14 protein-coding genes are annotated in these 14102 nt (G+C 63.3%); 6 read left to right on the top strand and 8 right to left on the bottom strand.

Going from position 1 to position 14102, the window contains the following annotated elements; all coding sequences use genetic code 11:
* Genes ACVOLL_RS10890 through moaA form a run of 4 tightly spaced genes read right to left on the bottom strand, consistent with a single transcriptional unit; the run spans position 1 to position 3504 of the window.
* The gene (locus ACVOLL_RS10890) at positions 1–261 is read right to left on the bottom strand and encodes a MoaD/ThiS family protein (protein ID WP_313171153.1); all 261 of its coding nucleotides are present in this window, start codon (positions 259–261) and stop codon (positions 1–3) included.
* Entirely contained in the window at positions 258–1520 is a 1263-nt protein-coding gene (locus tag ACVOLL_RS10885) for a molybdopterin molybdotransferase MoeA (RefSeq protein ID WP_481512924.1), read from the bottom strand. Before ACVOLL_RS10885 ends, ACVOLL_RS10890 begins: the two co-directional genes overlap by 4 nt.
* On the bottom strand, positions 1517–2515 hold the full coding sequence (gene moaCB / locus ACVOLL_RS10880; RefSeq protein ID WP_481512923.1) for a bifunctional molybdenum cofactor biosynthesis protein MoaC/MoaB: 999 nt from the start codon (positions 2513–2515) through the stop codon (positions 1517–1519). The genes ACVOLL_RS10885 and moaCB overlap by 4 nt, the downstream gene beginning before the upstream one ends.
* 8 nt (positions 2516–2523) lie before the next feature.
* Positions 2524–3504 carry a GTP 3',8-cyclase MoaA gene (gene moaA, locus ACVOLL_RS10875; RefSeq protein WP_481512922.1) on the bottom strand — a complete coding sequence of 327 codons (981 nt, stop codon included), beginning with the start codon at positions 3502–3504 and terminating at the stop codon, positions 2524–2526.
* 195 nt (positions 3505–3699) lie between these two features.
* Here moaA and ACVOLL_RS10870 point away from each other — a divergent pair, with 195 nt between their 5' ends.
* Entirely contained in the window at positions 3700–4104 is a 405-nt protein-coding gene (locus ACVOLL_RS10870) for a ribonucleotide reductase subunit alpha (RefSeq protein ID WP_481512921.1), read from the top strand.
* 44 nt (positions 4105–4148) lie between these two features.
* On the opposite strand, the gene ACVOLL_RS10865 is transcribed toward ACVOLL_RS10870, so the two are convergent.
* Entirely contained in the window at positions 4149–4475 is a 327-nt protein-coding gene (locus ACVOLL_RS10865) for a hypothetical protein (protein ID WP_481512920.1), read from the bottom strand.
* 615 nt (positions 4476–5090) lie between these two features.
* Here ACVOLL_RS10865 and ACVOLL_RS10860 point away from each other — a divergent pair.
* Positions 5091–6530 (top strand): aldehyde dehydrogenase family protein, encoded by a 1440-nt coding sequence (locus ACVOLL_RS10860; RefSeq protein ID WP_481512919.1) that lies wholly within the window; start codon positions 5091–5093, stop codon positions 6528–6530.
* 64 nt (positions 6531–6594) lie between these two features.
* Here ACVOLL_RS10860 and ACVOLL_RS10855 read toward each other — a convergent pair whose 3' ends face one another.
* Complete coding sequence (locus ACVOLL_RS10855; protein WP_481512918.1) at positions 6595–7218, bottom strand: TetR/AcrR family transcriptional regulator; 624 nt, start codon at positions 7216–7218, stop codon at positions 6595–6597.
* 150 nt (positions 7219–7368) lie between these two features.
* On the opposite strand from ACVOLL_RS10855, the gene ACVOLL_RS10850 reads away from it, so the two are divergent.
* Together ACVOLL_RS10850 and ACVOLL_RS10845 are read left to right on the top strand one after the other, a co-directional pair.
* Positions 7369–8214 (top strand): universal stress protein, encoded by an 846-nt coding sequence (locus tag ACVOLL_RS10850; RefSeq protein ID WP_481512917.1) that lies wholly within the window; start codon positions 7369–7371, stop codon positions 8212–8214.
* 590 nt (positions 8215–8804) lie between these two features.
* Positions 8805–9236, top strand: a complete 432-nt coding sequence (locus tag ACVOLL_RS10845) for a CBS domain-containing protein (RefSeq protein ID WP_481512916.1) — start codon at positions 8805–8807, stop codon at positions 9234–9236.
* Positions 9237–9440: 204 nt separating this feature from the next.
* Here the strand turns inward: ACVOLL_RS10845 and ACVOLL_RS10840 are convergent, their stop codons facing one another.
* Positions 9441–10706, bottom strand: a complete 1266-nt coding sequence (locus ACVOLL_RS10840; protein ID WP_481512915.1) for a glutamate carboxypeptidase — start codon at positions 10704–10706, stop codon at positions 9441–9443.
* Between the two features lie 440 nt (positions 10707–11146).
* On the opposite strand from ACVOLL_RS10840, the gene ACVOLL_RS10835 reads away from it, so the two are divergent.
* Complete coding sequence (locus ACVOLL_RS10835; RefSeq protein ID WP_481512914.1) at positions 11147–12682, top strand: TerC family protein; 1536 nt, start codon at positions 11147–11149, stop codon at positions 12680–12682.
* A gap of 208 nt (positions 12683–12890) precedes the next feature.
* Positions 12891–13376 carry a TspO/MBR family protein gene (locus ACVOLL_RS10830; protein WP_481512913.1) on the top strand — a complete coding sequence of 162 codons (486 nt, stop codon included), beginning with the start codon at positions 12891–12893 and terminating at the stop codon, positions 13374–13376.
* Between the two features lie 41 nt (positions 13377–13417).
* On the opposite strand, the gene ACVOLL_RS10825 is transcribed toward ACVOLL_RS10830, so the two are convergent.
* The gene (locus ACVOLL_RS10825) at positions 13418–14101 is read right to left on the bottom strand and encodes a Rossmann-fold NAD(P)-binding domain-containing protein (RefSeq protein ID WP_481512912.1); all 684 of its coding nucleotides are present in this window, start codon (positions 14099–14101) and stop codon (positions 13418–13420) included.
* Between the last annotated feature and the right edge of the window lies 1 nt (position 14102).

Here is a 14102-nt window from a genome sequence, read left to right as displayed (position 1 = left end):
TCAGCCTCCACTTACCGGTGGCAGGATGGCCACCCGCCCGTCGCCGGGCAGCACATCGTTGTCGCGCAGAACACGTTGTTCATCGGCGAATGCCGAGTAGTCGACCAAGCCAGCCCGGAACTGCGGGTAGCGCTGCTGCAGCAATGCACGCAGCGCCCTGCGCAGGTCGATGACCTGCCCGCCCTCGACCGGCACGCTGATCTCGCGCTGCGGGTCCAGCTCGGAGAACGCGCCAAACAACTGCACCACTATCTCTTTCATGACATCTCCTGCGGGCTGAGCTGCACCGGCTCGCGGTGGCCCCAGCCCTGTACACGTACCAAACTGCCGGCCGTGGCCAGATCATCGCCGCCCTCCAGCACCACCCACGCATTGGCGCGCAGCATGGTCTTGAGCCGAAATGATTCCTGCCCGGCCAGCACACGCACGCTCAGCTGCCCACTTGCATCCGCCTGCACGCGCGCGCGCGCATGGAAACGCAGGCCCGGTGGCTTACGCACGTCGGCCTGCAGTGGCAACTTCAGAACGGCCTCTTCGGCCAAGCCCAGCATCTTTCGCAGCACCGGCTCGACGAAGAAACGCAGACCTACCGCAGCGGAAATCGGATTGCCCGGCAGGCCGAAGTACAAAGCTCCATCGGCCAGCCGCGCGAACAGCAGCGGCTTGCCCGGACGAATGGCGACCTTGTGGAAAATGATCTCGGCACCGCGCGCTCGCAGCGCATCGGGAATGAAATCGTAGCGGCCCTGCGATACCGCGCCGGTACTCAGCACTACCCGCGCACCCGCAGCCAGCGCTGAATCCAGAGCGGCATCAAAGGCGGCAACGTCATCACTGACCACGCCGTTCCAGACCACGTCCGCACCTGCAGCACGCAGGCGGCTGACCAGGAACGGGCGATTGCTGTCGCGTATCTGCCCGGACTGCAGTTCCGCAGTCGCATCGCTGATCAACTCCTTGCCGGTACTGATCACCGCAACCTGCGGCTGATGCCGTACCTGCACGGTGGCAACGCCGAGTGCATGCAGCAAGGTCATCGCATTGACGTCCAGCAACGCTCCCGCTGCCAGCACGGTTTCGCGCAGTTCCACATCCTGACCGCGCAGTCGCACATGCTGCCCAGGCTTCACCGTTGCCTGCAGGCGCACGCGGGTGGGACGGCCCTCCACTGCATCCAGCACTTCGACCTGCTCAATCGGCACCACGCTGTCCAAGCCCGATGGCATCCGCGCGCCGGTCATGATTTCCCAGGCCTGCGCGGAATCGCCGTCCGCAGCAGCGGTATCGCCTGCGGCCTGCCAGCCCTGCACCTGCAGCACGCTGCCCGCCGCCACCGGTTGCCCGTTCGCGCACAGCGCGAAGCCATCCATCGCAGCGTTGTCGAACGGCGGCAGGTCCTGTGCGCTGTCTATCGGCGCAGCCAGTATCCGTTCGGCGGCAGCATCGATGGAAACCTGTTCGCTGCGTGCCGCCGGTGCGGCCGCCAGCAGCTGCTGCAAGGCCTGCGCATAACTGATCATGCGTGCGTACCCCCATCCATCATCGCCAAGGCGTGGCCGAGCACCGGGGTAAGAATATTCATGCACTGTGCGGCGGCGCGCGGGCTGCCTGGAAGCGCGATGACCAGCAGGTCATCCAGCTGCACCACTTCCGCGCGGCTCAACCAGGCCATCGGCGTGTGCTGGGCACTGAGTCCGCGCAGCATCTGCGCCAGTCCAGGCACCGGCCGCCCGCCCAAAGCCTGCAAGGCCTCCGGAGTCAGATCACGCGGTCCCAGTCCGGTACCGCCAGTGCACAGGCAAAGACGCACACCATCGCCGGCCAGCGCGCGCAGACGCGCGACAAGGGGTTCGATACCGTCTGCCAATACGTCATTGCTGACCACGTCACCGCCCAGCGCCTGCAAACCCTGGACCAACACCGGCCCGGATTCGTCGACATAGTCGCCGCGGCTTGCCCGATCGCTGAGGGTGATCACCGCGCAGCGCGCTGCGCCCAAGGTCCTGGGTGGACGCGGGCGGAAGCGTTCAAGTTCGCCGGCATCCATGCCTTGCGGGTGTGTCCACACGCCGCTCTTGCCGCCTTCCTTGAACAGCAGGCGGATGCCACTGATTTCCAGTGCCGGCTCGACCGGCTTGCTCAGGTCGTACAAAGTCAGCAGCGCCGCGTTGACGCCGGCCAGCGCTTCCATTTCCACGCCGGTGCGCGCTTCGCTGGCGCACTCGCACCAGACCCGGATCGCCTGCCGTTCCGGCACCGGCGCGCAGTACACGCGCACCAGCTCCAGCGGCAGCGGGTGGCACATCGGCATCAATGCCGAGGCCATCTTGGCGCCCTGCAGACCAGCGATCTCGGCCATCACCAACGCATCGCCCTTGGGCAGGCGGCGCTCGACGATCAACGGGTAGGCAATCGGCCCGGCGATCAGTTCACCGACCGCCACCGCGCGGCGACGGGTGATGCGTTTGTCGCGTACATCGGCCATGTGGAATGCCGCACTTATCTGCCCACTCATTGCTTGTTTCATCCTCCAATCGAGGCCAGGTGCGGGGTAAGCCCGGTCTGGCCAAAGTGCAGTCCATGCCCGGCCGCCTTGAGCCCAAGCTGGGTGGTGATGCGCGCCAGCAGCGCATCCTGGTCCTCGTCGGACTGCAGCAGCGGCCGTAGCGCCACGCCGAAGTCGCCGAACAGGCACAGGCGCAGATCGCCGCGCGCGGTGACCCGCAGGCGATTGCAGCCTTTGCAGAAATCCTTTGAGTACGGGGCGATGATGCCAACGCTGCCGCGATGCTCAGGATGGCTGAACTCACGTGCCGGGCCGGCATCGGCGGCGCGTTTGCGCTCACTCCAACCGGCAGCCAGCAGCTGTTCGATGACCACATCGGCACGCAGGTGATGGCGCTCGTAATACTCGCGGTTGTCACCGGTGCGCATCAGCTCGATGAAACGCACGCTGATCGGGCGCTCGCGCAGGAATTCCATCCACGCCGGCAGCTCGTCATCGTTGAGGCCGCGCAGCAGCACCGCATTGAGCTTGATCGACTGCAGGCCCAAGGCCTGCGCCAGGTTGAGGCCGTCCATGATTTCGGGCAGGCGGTCGTGGCCGGTGATGGCATGGAAGCGCTCACGCTGCAGGCTGTCCATGCTGACGTTGAGCGCGGTCAGGCCGGCGCGGTGCCAGCCCGGCAGGTGCCGTGGCAGCAGGCAGCCGTTGGTGGTGATGGCCACTTTGCGGATGCCCGGCACCTTCGCCACGGTGGCGATGATCTGCGGCAGGTCCTTGCGCAGGCTGGGCTCGCCGCCGGTCAGGCGGATCTTGTGCATGCCCAGTGCGGCAAACCCGCGCACCAGCCGCTCGATCTCATCCACCGCCAGGAACTGCGGGCGGCCATCTGCCTGGTAACCATCGGGCAGGCAATAGCTGCAACGGAAGTTGCAGGCCTCGGTCAGCGACAGACGCAGGTATGGAAAGCTGCGACCGAAGCCGTCGGTGAGTTGGCTCATGGCTGTTTCACCTTCTGACTCCACGTTTGCACGCTCGCCCGGCATGCCGGGATGCCCTCGCCTTTGTTGACAGGCTGCCAGCCTACGCGGGGCATTGCGTCGATGGCATGACTTAAATCAATCCGGACCTCCGCCGGACCCGACCCAGCTGTGGCAGCATGACCACCCGATGGCTTCCTCCTTGTGAAAACGACCATGATGCTGAGTGATTTCGACGACCTGTTGCGTGCCGCACTGGAGCAGACCGAGCCACAACGCCTGTTGTTCGTCTTCGTCAAAGCCGACCTGCCTGAATCCCCAACCGCCGATCAACATGCGCGCCATGACAGCGGCGAAGGCGGCACCCTGAGCCCGGTGCTGTGCGTGGACAAGGCGCCGCAGGAAATCGCCTCCTTCGCTGCACTGGCTGCCGAGTCGGCCAACACCGGCCTGGCCTGGGACCTGGTGTTCGTGGCCTCGCTGGATGGCCGCGCTGGCATTGCTCCCTCCAATGATGAAGCTGCGCAACCACTACGTTTGATGGTCAACGCCATCAACGATGGCCAGATCAGCCGCTTCGCCGCGTTTGACCGCGACGGCGCGCCGGTGCAGTTCTACTAGCCCGCGGTTCCGGCAGCACGCAGCGTCGCCAGCCTGCAGCCGGCTCAGGTCGCAAGCTGCAGCAACAGGAAGAAGATCACCAGCACGGTGTTCAGGCCCCATGCCACGGTCAGGCCGCGTGCGGCCATGCCGTAACCGGGGGTGTGCGCGCTCGGCGCGGCCCGCCACACCGTGGGGATGATCCAACCGGTGTAGAGCAGCAATACGGCGAACAGGCCGAGCAGCAAGCTGGTCTTGCCTTGCATCAGCGCCCATAGCGCCGCAGCCCACAACAGATTGCTGGGAATAACCCCCTGCAGCCAGAACACACGCCATAAATGTGAAGGCGGCGACTTGTCGCCCGGGGTACTCATCGAACCAACAGCAGTCATGATCGGGACTCCTGAGTTGCGCAGCACTGTACCTGAGCTTGCGCCTGCCGAGCTGGCGGGTCAAATCCGCTGGCAGCGCAGGGGCACGGCAGCGCACCGAGCACAGCACGACCCTGGTCACGGACTGGGTGCCGGGGCCAGATCCAGCCAACACCTTCCGGCGGCAATATCGGCTTGCAACAAAAACTGTGCCGACTTTGTTGGCACATGTCGCCGCCCCCGTGCGCAGTACGGGGACTACGCGATGCCTTGCTTGCACAGCGGTGAAAGCGATGATGGCCTCGATGGAGTCCGGGCGCACTACGCACACCACGTGCGGCTTGCATCTGCAACTTCCTGCCCGGACTGACAAGACCGATTGCAGCTGCCAGCGTCCTTTAACCTCGCTGCACGAAACTTCCGACGCAACGCACGTACCCATGAATGGATACCGCTGACCCATGACTGCAAGCAATACGCTGCATTCAATGGGTTGGCGACATCCAGCCGGCCAGAATCCGCCCTCCCAAAGGCCGTCATGGAAACGCTGCAAAACCGTCGTCATCCGCGACCGCCATGTTCATCCCGGACATGCGCTTGATAAAGATCCAGCAAACACAGTGACGGAGATGAAACATGTACGAAAAGAGTGAGCTGGAACGGGTACTCGACCTGCAACGCGCGGCTTTCCTCAAGCAGGGTGATGCCAGCCTGCAGACGCGCCGCGAGCGCGCAAGCAGGATGGCCCTGGCATTGCTGGAGCACATCGACGCCTTGTCCGAGACCCTGTCTGCCGACTACGGATGGCGCCCGGGAGCGGTATCCAAGGCCTTCGAAGGGCTCAGCTGGGTGCACGACATCGAGCAGTCGCTGGCCGATGTCGCGCACTGGATGACGCCACGCGAGGTACCCGGCGGCTTCGTGCAGGCCAAGCCGAAGGGGGTGGTCGGCATAATCGGCGCGTGGAATTTCCCGTTGACGCTGACCTTTCAGCCGGCAATGGCGGCCTTGGTGGCCGGCAACCGGGTCATGCTGAATTTCCCGGAGCAGCACCCACGTACCGGCGCCTTGCTGCGGGAGATCTTCAGTGCACGCTTCGATGAAAATGAAGTCGCCGTCTTCAATGGCGACCTTGGCACCGCGCAGCAGTTCTCGACGCTGCGCTTTGACCATCTGTTCTTCACTGGTTCTCCGGAAGTAGGTTCGCTGGTTTCGCAGGCGGCGGCGAAAAATCTGGTACCAGTGACCCTGGAACTTGGCGGCAAGAATCCAGTGGTGGTGGCGCACGATGCTGATCTGCTGCTGGCCGCGACCAGAATCACCTCGACACGGTTGGTCAATGGCGGCCAGGTTTGCCTGTGCCCTGATTATGTGTTCATTCCCGACGAACACTACGAGGAATTTGTTGGTCACCTGAAGACGCAGATCCGCAGCGTGGCCGGCGATTACCTGAGCAACCCGGCGGTCGTGCCCATCATCAACGACCGCAATTTCGGTCGTGTGCTCGCCCTGGTGGACGACGCGGTTGCACTGGGTGCGCAGAAGGTGGAACCGCTGCCGGAGAACCAGCTGCAGCGGCTGCCTGATCGCGCATCACGCCGGATCGCCCCAACCTTGCTGATCGACGTGCCAGAGAACGCGCAGATCAACCACCACGAGATCTTTGGCCCGGTGCTGGTATTGAAGCGCTACAGCGATGTGCAACAGGCGATCGACTACATCGCAGGCCATCCGGCTCCGCTCGCCGCCTACTGGTACGGCCAGGACAGTGCCGACTTCCGCCGTTTTCTCAGCCACACCACCAGCGGCGGTGTCACCCGCAACGACGGCTTCCTTCACGGCTTGCTGCCCGACGCTCCGTTTGGTGGCGTGGGCAACTCCGGATCCGGCGCTTACCACGGCCGCGCCGGCTTCGACACTTTCAGCCACTACCGCGCTGTCGCCAACGGCGCAGGCGAACAAGGTGCTGCGGATGCCCTCGTAAACGGCGCAATGCTTGATCCCGCTGCATTGGCCGGGGTGGATGCAGGCATAGCGGCAGCGATTGCGAGATTCAGGAAATCAGCCGGCCTGTGAGCAACGCTGAGGTTTTCGCGCTCCCCGTCCAGGCTCTGCTGCGCCGGAGCCCGGGCGAAGGGTGTCAATCCGGATCATCAAGCAGACAGCGCACCAGCTTCTCAACCAGACGACTCACCTGCTTGCGGTCAACATCCGCACCCACGGCACTGCGCACCATCACGCCATTGAAGATCGCCGAGATCATGTTCATCCGCAGCTCCACCTCGGCCGCGTCCAGCCCCTCCGGCAGCCCAACGCGGCTGGACAGCGCCATGAACTCGGCGGCCACCACTTTGTCGGATTGCCGCAGGATGCGCTGGATAGCCGGGTTGCGCGCAGCTTCCGCCGCCAGCTCCAGTTGCAGTTCCAGATAGGCAGGGTCCAGGCAGCGGTCCACCGAATCGGCCACCTGCCGCGTCACCCGGGTTGCCAGGCTGCCGCCGCTCTCGTCTTCCTGCAGCTTGCGGGCAAGCTCGGAGATGTTCTGCTCCTCGCGCTTGGCAATGGCCTCGACGATGGCTTCCTTGTTTTCGAAGTAGTGGTAGATGTGCCCAGGGCTCATACCGGCCAGCTTGGAAATTTTGGCGATGCTGGTGCCGTGGAAGCCGTTGCGACGGAAACACGTGGTGGCGGCGTCCAGCACCTGCTGGCGGCGCGCCTCACCCTTTTCCTGAGCTGACGCAGCGCTGCTGTTGCTCGCATTCATGAAGTGCACCTCGAGATAACTGGGTCGGATTGGCGCATGACCACGGCGGCATTGTGTAGTACGATCATTCTAACTAGAACGATCATTCTAATTCTGGTTGGACGCCTGGATGGCCCCCCGCCGCCGAGCCGAGCACAACGGAGCATGCCCATGACCACCCTGCTGAAAGACATTGCGGTGCTGTTCGACGCCAGCGAGTCCGGCCAACAGATCCTGGATACGGCAACCCGGCTTGCCGGCCGCCATGCCTCGCATCTGATCGGTATCACCGCCCTTGCCCAGCAGCCCGCAACCCTGCAGGCAGGATTTGCCAAGAGCGAGGCACTGCATGAAGTGATCGTCCGCCACCAGTCGGTGATGGCCGCGCGTGCGCTTCAACTCGGGCAAAGCTTGAACGATGCCTTGAATCGGCATGAGGTCAGCGGCGAGTTGCGGGTGATATCGCATGCCGAATCCAGCAGTGAGTCCTCATTGCATGCGTTGTATTGCGATCTGCTGGTGGTGAGCCACCCGAACATTCCGGCCTCGCCCCTGACCTGGTCCGCGCCGCAGATCCTGCAGCAATCCGGCATCCCGATCCTGATCGTGCCGAGAGACTGGGGCGATAAGCCGATCGGACAGATGGTACTGGTGGCGTGGAACGGCAGCCGGCAATCACGCCGTGCCATCGCCGATGCGATGCCAATGCTCATCAAAGCCGAAGAAGTCACGTTGCTGGTCATCGATGCGGAGCGCAAGGCCGAATTGCACGGCGACGAACCCGGTGCAGACATGGCGGCCTATCTCGCCCGGCATCACGTGAAAGTCAATCTGCAGCGGGTCAGCTCGGAAGGTGTTCCGGTTGCTGAAGTGATCGTCACTCACGCAAACGCCGCGCACTGCGACATGGTGGTGTTTGGTGCCTATAGCCGGCCCAAGTTGAGTGAGGCGCTATTTGGCGGCGTGACCCGGACGCTGCTGACGGATGTGCCGGTACCGCTATTCGTCTCCCAGTAGCAACACCTCAAGTTCTTCGGCATCAATCCACGGCTTGGCGCACGCGGTGACCGATGTGCGTCAAGCCAGACGAATCTCCTGCTGACTCTCCTTCAGCAGAGATACCTCCCGGTCTCTCCCCCGACCGTGGAGCCTGCAGTCCCATGGACTGCGCGAATGTCGCGATGACGTCCGCGCCGGGAGGCGGTAGAGCCCCGCCTCCCGGCTTTTCGCAGATGCCTGTGGAGAGGCCGAAGCGCTTTTTGCAGGCGCCACACTTCAGTCACGCCTGTATCCAATCTGCACCATGACGCGCGTCCTGGTGACACCTGGACATGCGCGGACAAACCTCCGAATCGAAGCAGGCGAGCACATTGCTACAGGCACAAGATAACTGCACCCGCACAGTGTCATACGTAACCTTCCCGCCTAAACCAACACGGAATGAATCACCCGTAAATCCGCGACAAACCGTCTCATCTACGCAAACACATCACGGCTTTTCCACTCGTAGAATCGAAAGTGCCGAGGACATCGCGGCAGTACCGCTACCACCACACAGGTAGCAAGGCGAACTATCCCGTTTGAGTAACCTGCAACAGGAAACATCAATGAACGTCCGCGAACTCCTGCAGTCCAAGAAACAAACCGTAGTTACCATCGATCTGGAAGACACCATTGGCGCCGCCGCGCACAAGATGAGCGCGAACAAGATCGCCGCGTTGGTGGTGATGAAAGACGACGCACCGGTGAGCATCATTTCCGAGAAAGACATCGTCCGCACTTTGGCCGATGATGGCCCGCAAGCGGGACGCCGTGTCATATCCAGTCTGTCGTCAACCGGCCTGGAAGGCATCGCGCCCGAGGCAAGCCTCAAGCAGGCCATGGCATTGATGACCTACTCGCGCCACCGCCACCTGATGGTGACCGAAGGTTCGAAACTGGTCGGCATCCTCAGCCTCGGCGATATCGTCAAAAACCTGCTCAGCGAACTGGAACTTGAGAAAGCAGTACTGCAGGACATCTACACCGCTGCACACTGAGCCGCACAGGCGCGCTCAAGCTGAGCCTGTGCATCAATCACAGGCATCGGCTCAACGCTTACGCAACGTCAGTGGCAGGCAGCCCGCATACGCACATTTCAATGTGCTTGTGCGGCACCTGTGGCATCACACTTGCATCCTCCGCACGCTTCAATCGTGGCGAGCTTGTGGCCTCTGCAGGAGGCCACTTGATACAGCGCCACCTCAGCGCGATGCGCGCTTCGATAGCTCGATCAGCATCCGCGATGCCAGGTATAGACGCGGCGGGATCGAATCGACCTCGATGTACTCGTTGCGTGCGTGGTAACCCCAACCTGCAAGTCCCAGCCCCTCAAGCACCGCTGCATGGCCCGAGCGTCCGGCGAAACCGGCATCGGTGCCGCCGTTGGTGGTGGGGTGCATCAGCAGTTTGCGTCCGTCCAATTCGGCATAGATCTGCTGCGCCAGATCCGCCAACGCTTGGCCACGCTCACCGGCAACGTAGATCGGACGCAGCGGCTCCAGCGTTATCGTGGTGGTGGTATCCGGCACCACGTGGCTCTGCTTGACCTTGGCCTGCAGCGCCGCCAACAAGTTGGCATTGCTGTCGGCCTGCATCACCCGTGCATCGCCACCGACTTCCGCACGCTCTGGAATCTGGTTGCGCGCGGTGCCGGCATTGGCCGTGGTCCAGTTGAGCTGCGCACCAGGCACTCCAGCGGCCACGTCCTTGGTCTGGATGATCTGATGGGCCAGCTCGACGAGTGCGTTGCGGCCCTGTTCCGGTGCCGCACCTGCGTGTGCGGACAGACCCTGCACTGTCATCCGCACCTGCGAGGTGCCGGCGGCACTGAGCAGCACGCCTTCGCTTTCGATCACCGCCTTGGCCGGCGACGGCTCGAAGGACAGCACCACATCGTGCTCATCCGCCAGTTTGGCAATGGTTTCGCCCGAGCCCGGCGAGCCGATCTCTTCGTCCGGATTGAACAACACGGTGACCGTCGCGTAATCGTTCCAACCACGCGCCTTGAGCAGGGCCAGCGAATGCAGGATCACCGCGATGCCGCCTTTGTCGTCGGCGATACCGGGGCCGTACAGCAGGTTGCCCTTCTGGAGAAAGGGTTCTTTCTCAAGGATGCCGCGGTCGTAGACGGTATCGGCATGTGCGATCAGCATCACCTTCAACTTGCCGGTGCCGCTGAAGCTGCCGCGGATCAGATCCGGCCCGCCGGTTGCGGAAGCAACCCGCTCGACCTTGGCATCCAAGGCGCGCAGTCGCTTGTCCAGATAGTCCATCAGTTTGGCGACGCCCTCATGATCGGTAGAGCCCGACTCCACCGCCACCAGCTCGCGCAGTGTCTCGATCACGGCCGGCTGCTGCGCGGTGGCTGCTGCCTGCAGCTGCGCATCAAGCTGCGCTGCCTGCGCGTGAACTCCCAATGTCCCTGCCAGCACAAATCCGCTGAGAACCGCTGTACGTGCAATCCGCATGTGCCACTCCTTTGATCACGATCCCGGCGGGACAAGCCCCGCCACCATTATCTTTCCGGTCAGATCGCGCTCTGCAGCGCTGGGTCAGGGCGGTTGCCAGTGCGCCCGAACCGGCCAGCAAAGCACGACGTTCTACAGTGACCAGCGCGTCGTTGACTGCAGCCCTAGCCTATCAGCAGCAGGTGAATACCTGGTGGCGTCGCCAAGCGCAGCCTGGAGCCGGTCCAAGAACGGCCGGAGCCCGTGACAACCGCACGCGAAGCGAGCTGGCAGGTGGTGATCGACTGCCTGCGGCTGGTTTGGTCGCTCTCTCCGTGACAAAGCAGTGGCCCATGCACGCATGAACACGAAAATGAACATCAGCAGGAATCAGCACGTTCGGGTGAAGCAGGAAGTCGCAGCGTGCGATGATCGAAGTCCCTCCGCTACCCCAACATTGCATGGAATGGTTATCCGACCCAACAATCTGGATGGGTCTTTCCACACTTGTCGTTCTCGAAATCATCCTCGGCATCGACAATCTCGTCTTCATCGCGATCCTTGCGGACAAGCTTCCTCCCCACCAGCGTGACAAGGCCCGCCTCATCGGCTTGAGCCTGGCGCTGCTGATGCGACTGGGCCTGCTGGCCACGCTGTCCTGGATCATGCGGCTCACCGCGCCGCTGTTCTCCGTGTTCGACCACGCGTTCTCCGGCCGCGACCTGATCCTGCTGGTCGGCGGCCTGTTCCTGTTGTTCAAGGCGACGATGGAACTGCACGAGCGGCTTGAAGGGCGCTCACATGAAGCCGGCGACAACAAGGTGTACGCCAGCTTCGGCCTGGTGGTGACGCAGATCGTCATCCTCGATGCGGTGTTCTCGCTGGACTCGGTGATCACCGCGGTCGGCATGGTCGACAACCTCGGCGTGATGTTCGCCGCAGTGACCATCGCGATGGCCGTGATGATGCTGGCCAGCAAGCCGCTGACCAGTTTCGTCAACCGTCATCCGACGGTGGTGATCCTGTGCCTTGGCTTCCTGTTGATGATCGGCTTCAGCCTGGTCGCCGAAGGCCTGGGCTTCAAGATCCCGAAGGGCTATCTGTATGCAGCAATCGCCTTCTCGATCCTGATCGAGGGCTTCAACCAGTGGACGCAGTTCAACCGCGAGAAGCACGCACAGAACCTGTCCTTCCGGCAACGCACCTCCAATGCGGTGCTCAAGCTGCTGGGCTCGCGCCCGACGCAGGCCGTTGCCGGTGAGACCCACGAGCCAGCGGATCAGCTGCCATCAGGTCTTGCCGCATCCGAGCACGACATGATCCGCGGCGTGCTGGCCCTGGCCGACCGCTCGGTGGCAAGCGTGATGACGGTGCGCGCCGATATCCAATGGATCGATCTGGGCAAGGGACCGGAGCACACCAGCGCGCAGTTGATGGCCTCGCCACACACCCGCCTGCTGGTGGCTGATGGCGAGCTGGATAACCTGCAAGGCGTGGTGCAGAGCCGCGACCTGCTGGCGGGCGTGCTCGCCGGCAAGCCCTTGGTGTTGGCCGACTACCTGCGCGAGCCGCTGACCCTGCCCGAAGGCGCGACCGCGCTGCGTGCGCTGGAGCGTATCAAGCAGCATCCGATTCCATTGGCGGTGGTGGTCGACGAATACGGCAGCGTGCAGGGCCTGGTCACCGCCAATGACTTGCTGGCAGCGATTGCAGGCGATCTTGCCGATACCCGCGATGCCGACTTCGGCGCCAAACAGATAGACGGCAGCTGGATCGTGGATGCCTCCATGTCGATCGAGGACGTGGAGCGCATCACCGGCATTCCCCTGGAAAGAAGCCCGCTGTATGTCAGCCTGTCGGGCTTGCTGCTGCATGCATTGGAGCGGCTTCCGGTGGCTGGCGATACCGTTGAGTCGGCCGGCTGGCGCCTGCAGGTGATTGACCTGGAAGGCAGGAGAATCGGCAAGACGCGGATATCGGCGATCGACAAGCAGTAATCACTGCGGTTGGCGTCACGGCTGCCACGTGCAGCCGTGACGCGTGCTGACAACCGTCCCGGTTCAAGCCAGGCGCAACGCAGGCGGATCGACCTGCTGGGCTGATCCCGGCACCAATCAGCATCACTGGTTGCCGTCACTGCATCCAAACCCTGCACTGCTGCGTACAAGCGTCATCTGACCACGCTGGAAAGGACGAGCAAGCCCCATGCAGATACGTAGACAGCTCCTTGGTTTCTCCGGCTGGTTCCTGATCACCTTCCTCGCCGCTGCGCTTGGTGCCCGCGCCTCCATCTCCGCCTCCAGTTTCTACGCCGACCTTGTACTACCCGCATGGGCACCGCCGGCGAGCCTGTTTGGGCCGGTGTGGACTGCCCTGTATGCGCTGATGGCGCTGGCGGCGTTCCTTGTCTGGCGAGAGCGCGGCTGGCGCGCAGCGGCACCTGCGTTGACCCTTTACCTGCTGCAGCTTGGCATCAACGCGCTGTGGAGCTGGCTGTTCTTCGGCTGGAAGCTGGGTGCCCTGGCCTTTGCCGACATCCTGCTGTTGCTGGTGTTGATCGTTGCCACGCTGGTTGCGTTCTGGCGCGTCCACAAGCTCGCGGCCTGCATGTTGCTGCCCTATCTGGCCTGGGTGAGCTTTGCCAGTGTGCTCAACTACGCGGTCTGGCAGGCGAATCCCGGGCTGCTGTAAACACACCAAGCCGTTGCCTCCGCGGTGCTGCGGCAGCAGGCTTACGCCGCGTCGGCACTCCCGAGCTGGTTGATCTGCGCGCATTCCACCTCGGCGGGCGGCTCGCGCATGCGTGCCAGCGCGATCATCGCGCGACCCAGAACCAGGTTACTGGTGAACATCGACGGCAAGGCAGCAGCGGCCAACTGCATCATTGGCCCGCCAAGCACATACAACGGCTTCAGCAGCGCATGCCGGCTGCCGGTGCCAGCGACCGGGCGCACGCCACCCGGCCGCAGCATCACCGTACGCCCCGGCAGTTGGGCCAGTGCCTGCTCGGTTTCGCCTTTGATGCGCAGGGGCATGAAGTGGCTTTCAGGATTGGCGTGCGCACCCGATACATACAGGAACATTCCTTGTGGATTGGCTGCGAACCAGGTCTGCGCAACTGCCAGTGTGGTGTCCAGCGTGACCCGCCGGTACTCACCTTCCGCTGTGCCCAACGGCGGTGCGCCCGCGCAATAGAAACAGGCATCGAAGCCCACCAGGTCGGCCTGGCGACGATGGGCCTGCAGGAAATCTTCCAGCACCAACTCCTCTGTTGCCGTCAGCAGGCCGCCGGCGCGTCGTACCAGCGCCACCGTGCGTTTGACGTGCGCGGAGCCCGCGCAGGCGAGTGCAACACCTTGCCCGACCAGTCCACTGGCCCCTGTCAGCACGATCTTCAGGCGTCCAACGTCGTTCATC

It is taken from the genome of Stenotrophomonas sp. STEN035, from assembly GCF_056759935.1.
This window is presented reverse-complemented; position numbering and strand designations above follow the sequence as displayed.

Excerpts from the sequence above, each read along its gene's own strand:
- ACVOLL_RS10870 (WP_481512921.1), top strand. The coding sequence starts at position 3,700 with ATGATGCTGAGTGATTTCGACGACCTGTTGCGTGCCGCACTGGAGCAG.
- ACVOLL_RS10845 (WP_481512916.1), top strand. The coding sequence starts at position 8,805 with ATGAACGTCCGCGAACTCCTGCAGTCCAAGAAACAAACCGTAGTTACC.
- ACVOLL_RS10855 (WP_481512918.1), bottom strand. The coding sequence starts at position 7,218 with ATGAATGCGAGCAACAGCAGCGCTGCGTCAGCTCAGGAAAAGGGTGAG.
- moaA (WP_481512922.1), bottom strand. The coding sequence starts at position 3,504 with ATGAGCCAACTCACCGACGGCTTCGGTCGCAGCTTTCCATACCTGCGT.
- ACVOLL_RS10835 (WP_481512914.1), top strand. The coding sequence starts at position 11,147 with ATGGAATGGTTATCCGACCCAACAATCTGGATGGGTCTTTCCACACTT.
- ACVOLL_RS10825 (WP_481512912.1), bottom strand. The coding sequence starts at position 14,101 with ATGAACGACGTTGGACGCCTGAAGATCGTGCTGACAGGGGCCAGTGGA.
- ACVOLL_RS10865 (WP_481512920.1), bottom strand. The coding sequence starts at position 4,475 with ATGACTGCTGTTGGTTCGATGAGTACCCCGGGCGACAAGTCGCCGCCT.
- ACVOLL_RS10840 (WP_481512915.1), bottom strand. The coding sequence starts at position 10,706 with ATGCGGATTGCACGTACAGCGGTTCTCAGCGGATTTGTGCTGGCAGGG.
- ACVOLL_RS10860 (WP_481512919.1), top strand. The coding sequence starts at position 5,091 with ATGTACGAAAAGAGTGAGCTGGAACGGGTACTCGACCTGCAACGCGCG.
- ACVOLL_RS10830 (WP_481512913.1), top strand. The coding sequence starts at position 12,891 with ATGCAGATACGTAGACAGCTCCTTGGTTTCTCCGGCTGGTTCCTGATC.
- ACVOLL_RS10850 (WP_481512917.1), top strand. The coding sequence starts at position 7,369 with ATGACCACCCTGCTGAAAGACATTGCGGTGCTGTTCGACGCCAGCGAG.
- moaCB (WP_481512923.1), bottom strand. The coding sequence starts at position 2,515 with ATGAGTGGGCAGATAAGTGCGGCATTCCACATGGCCGATGTACGCGAC.
- ACVOLL_RS10885 (WP_481512924.1), bottom strand. The coding sequence starts at position 1,520 with ATGATCAGTTATGCGCAGGCCTTGCAGCAGCTGCTGGCGGCCGCACCG.
- ACVOLL_RS10890 (WP_313171153.1), bottom strand. The coding sequence starts at position 261 with ATGAAAGAGATAGTGGTGCAGTTGTTTGGCGCGTTCTCCGAGCTGGAC.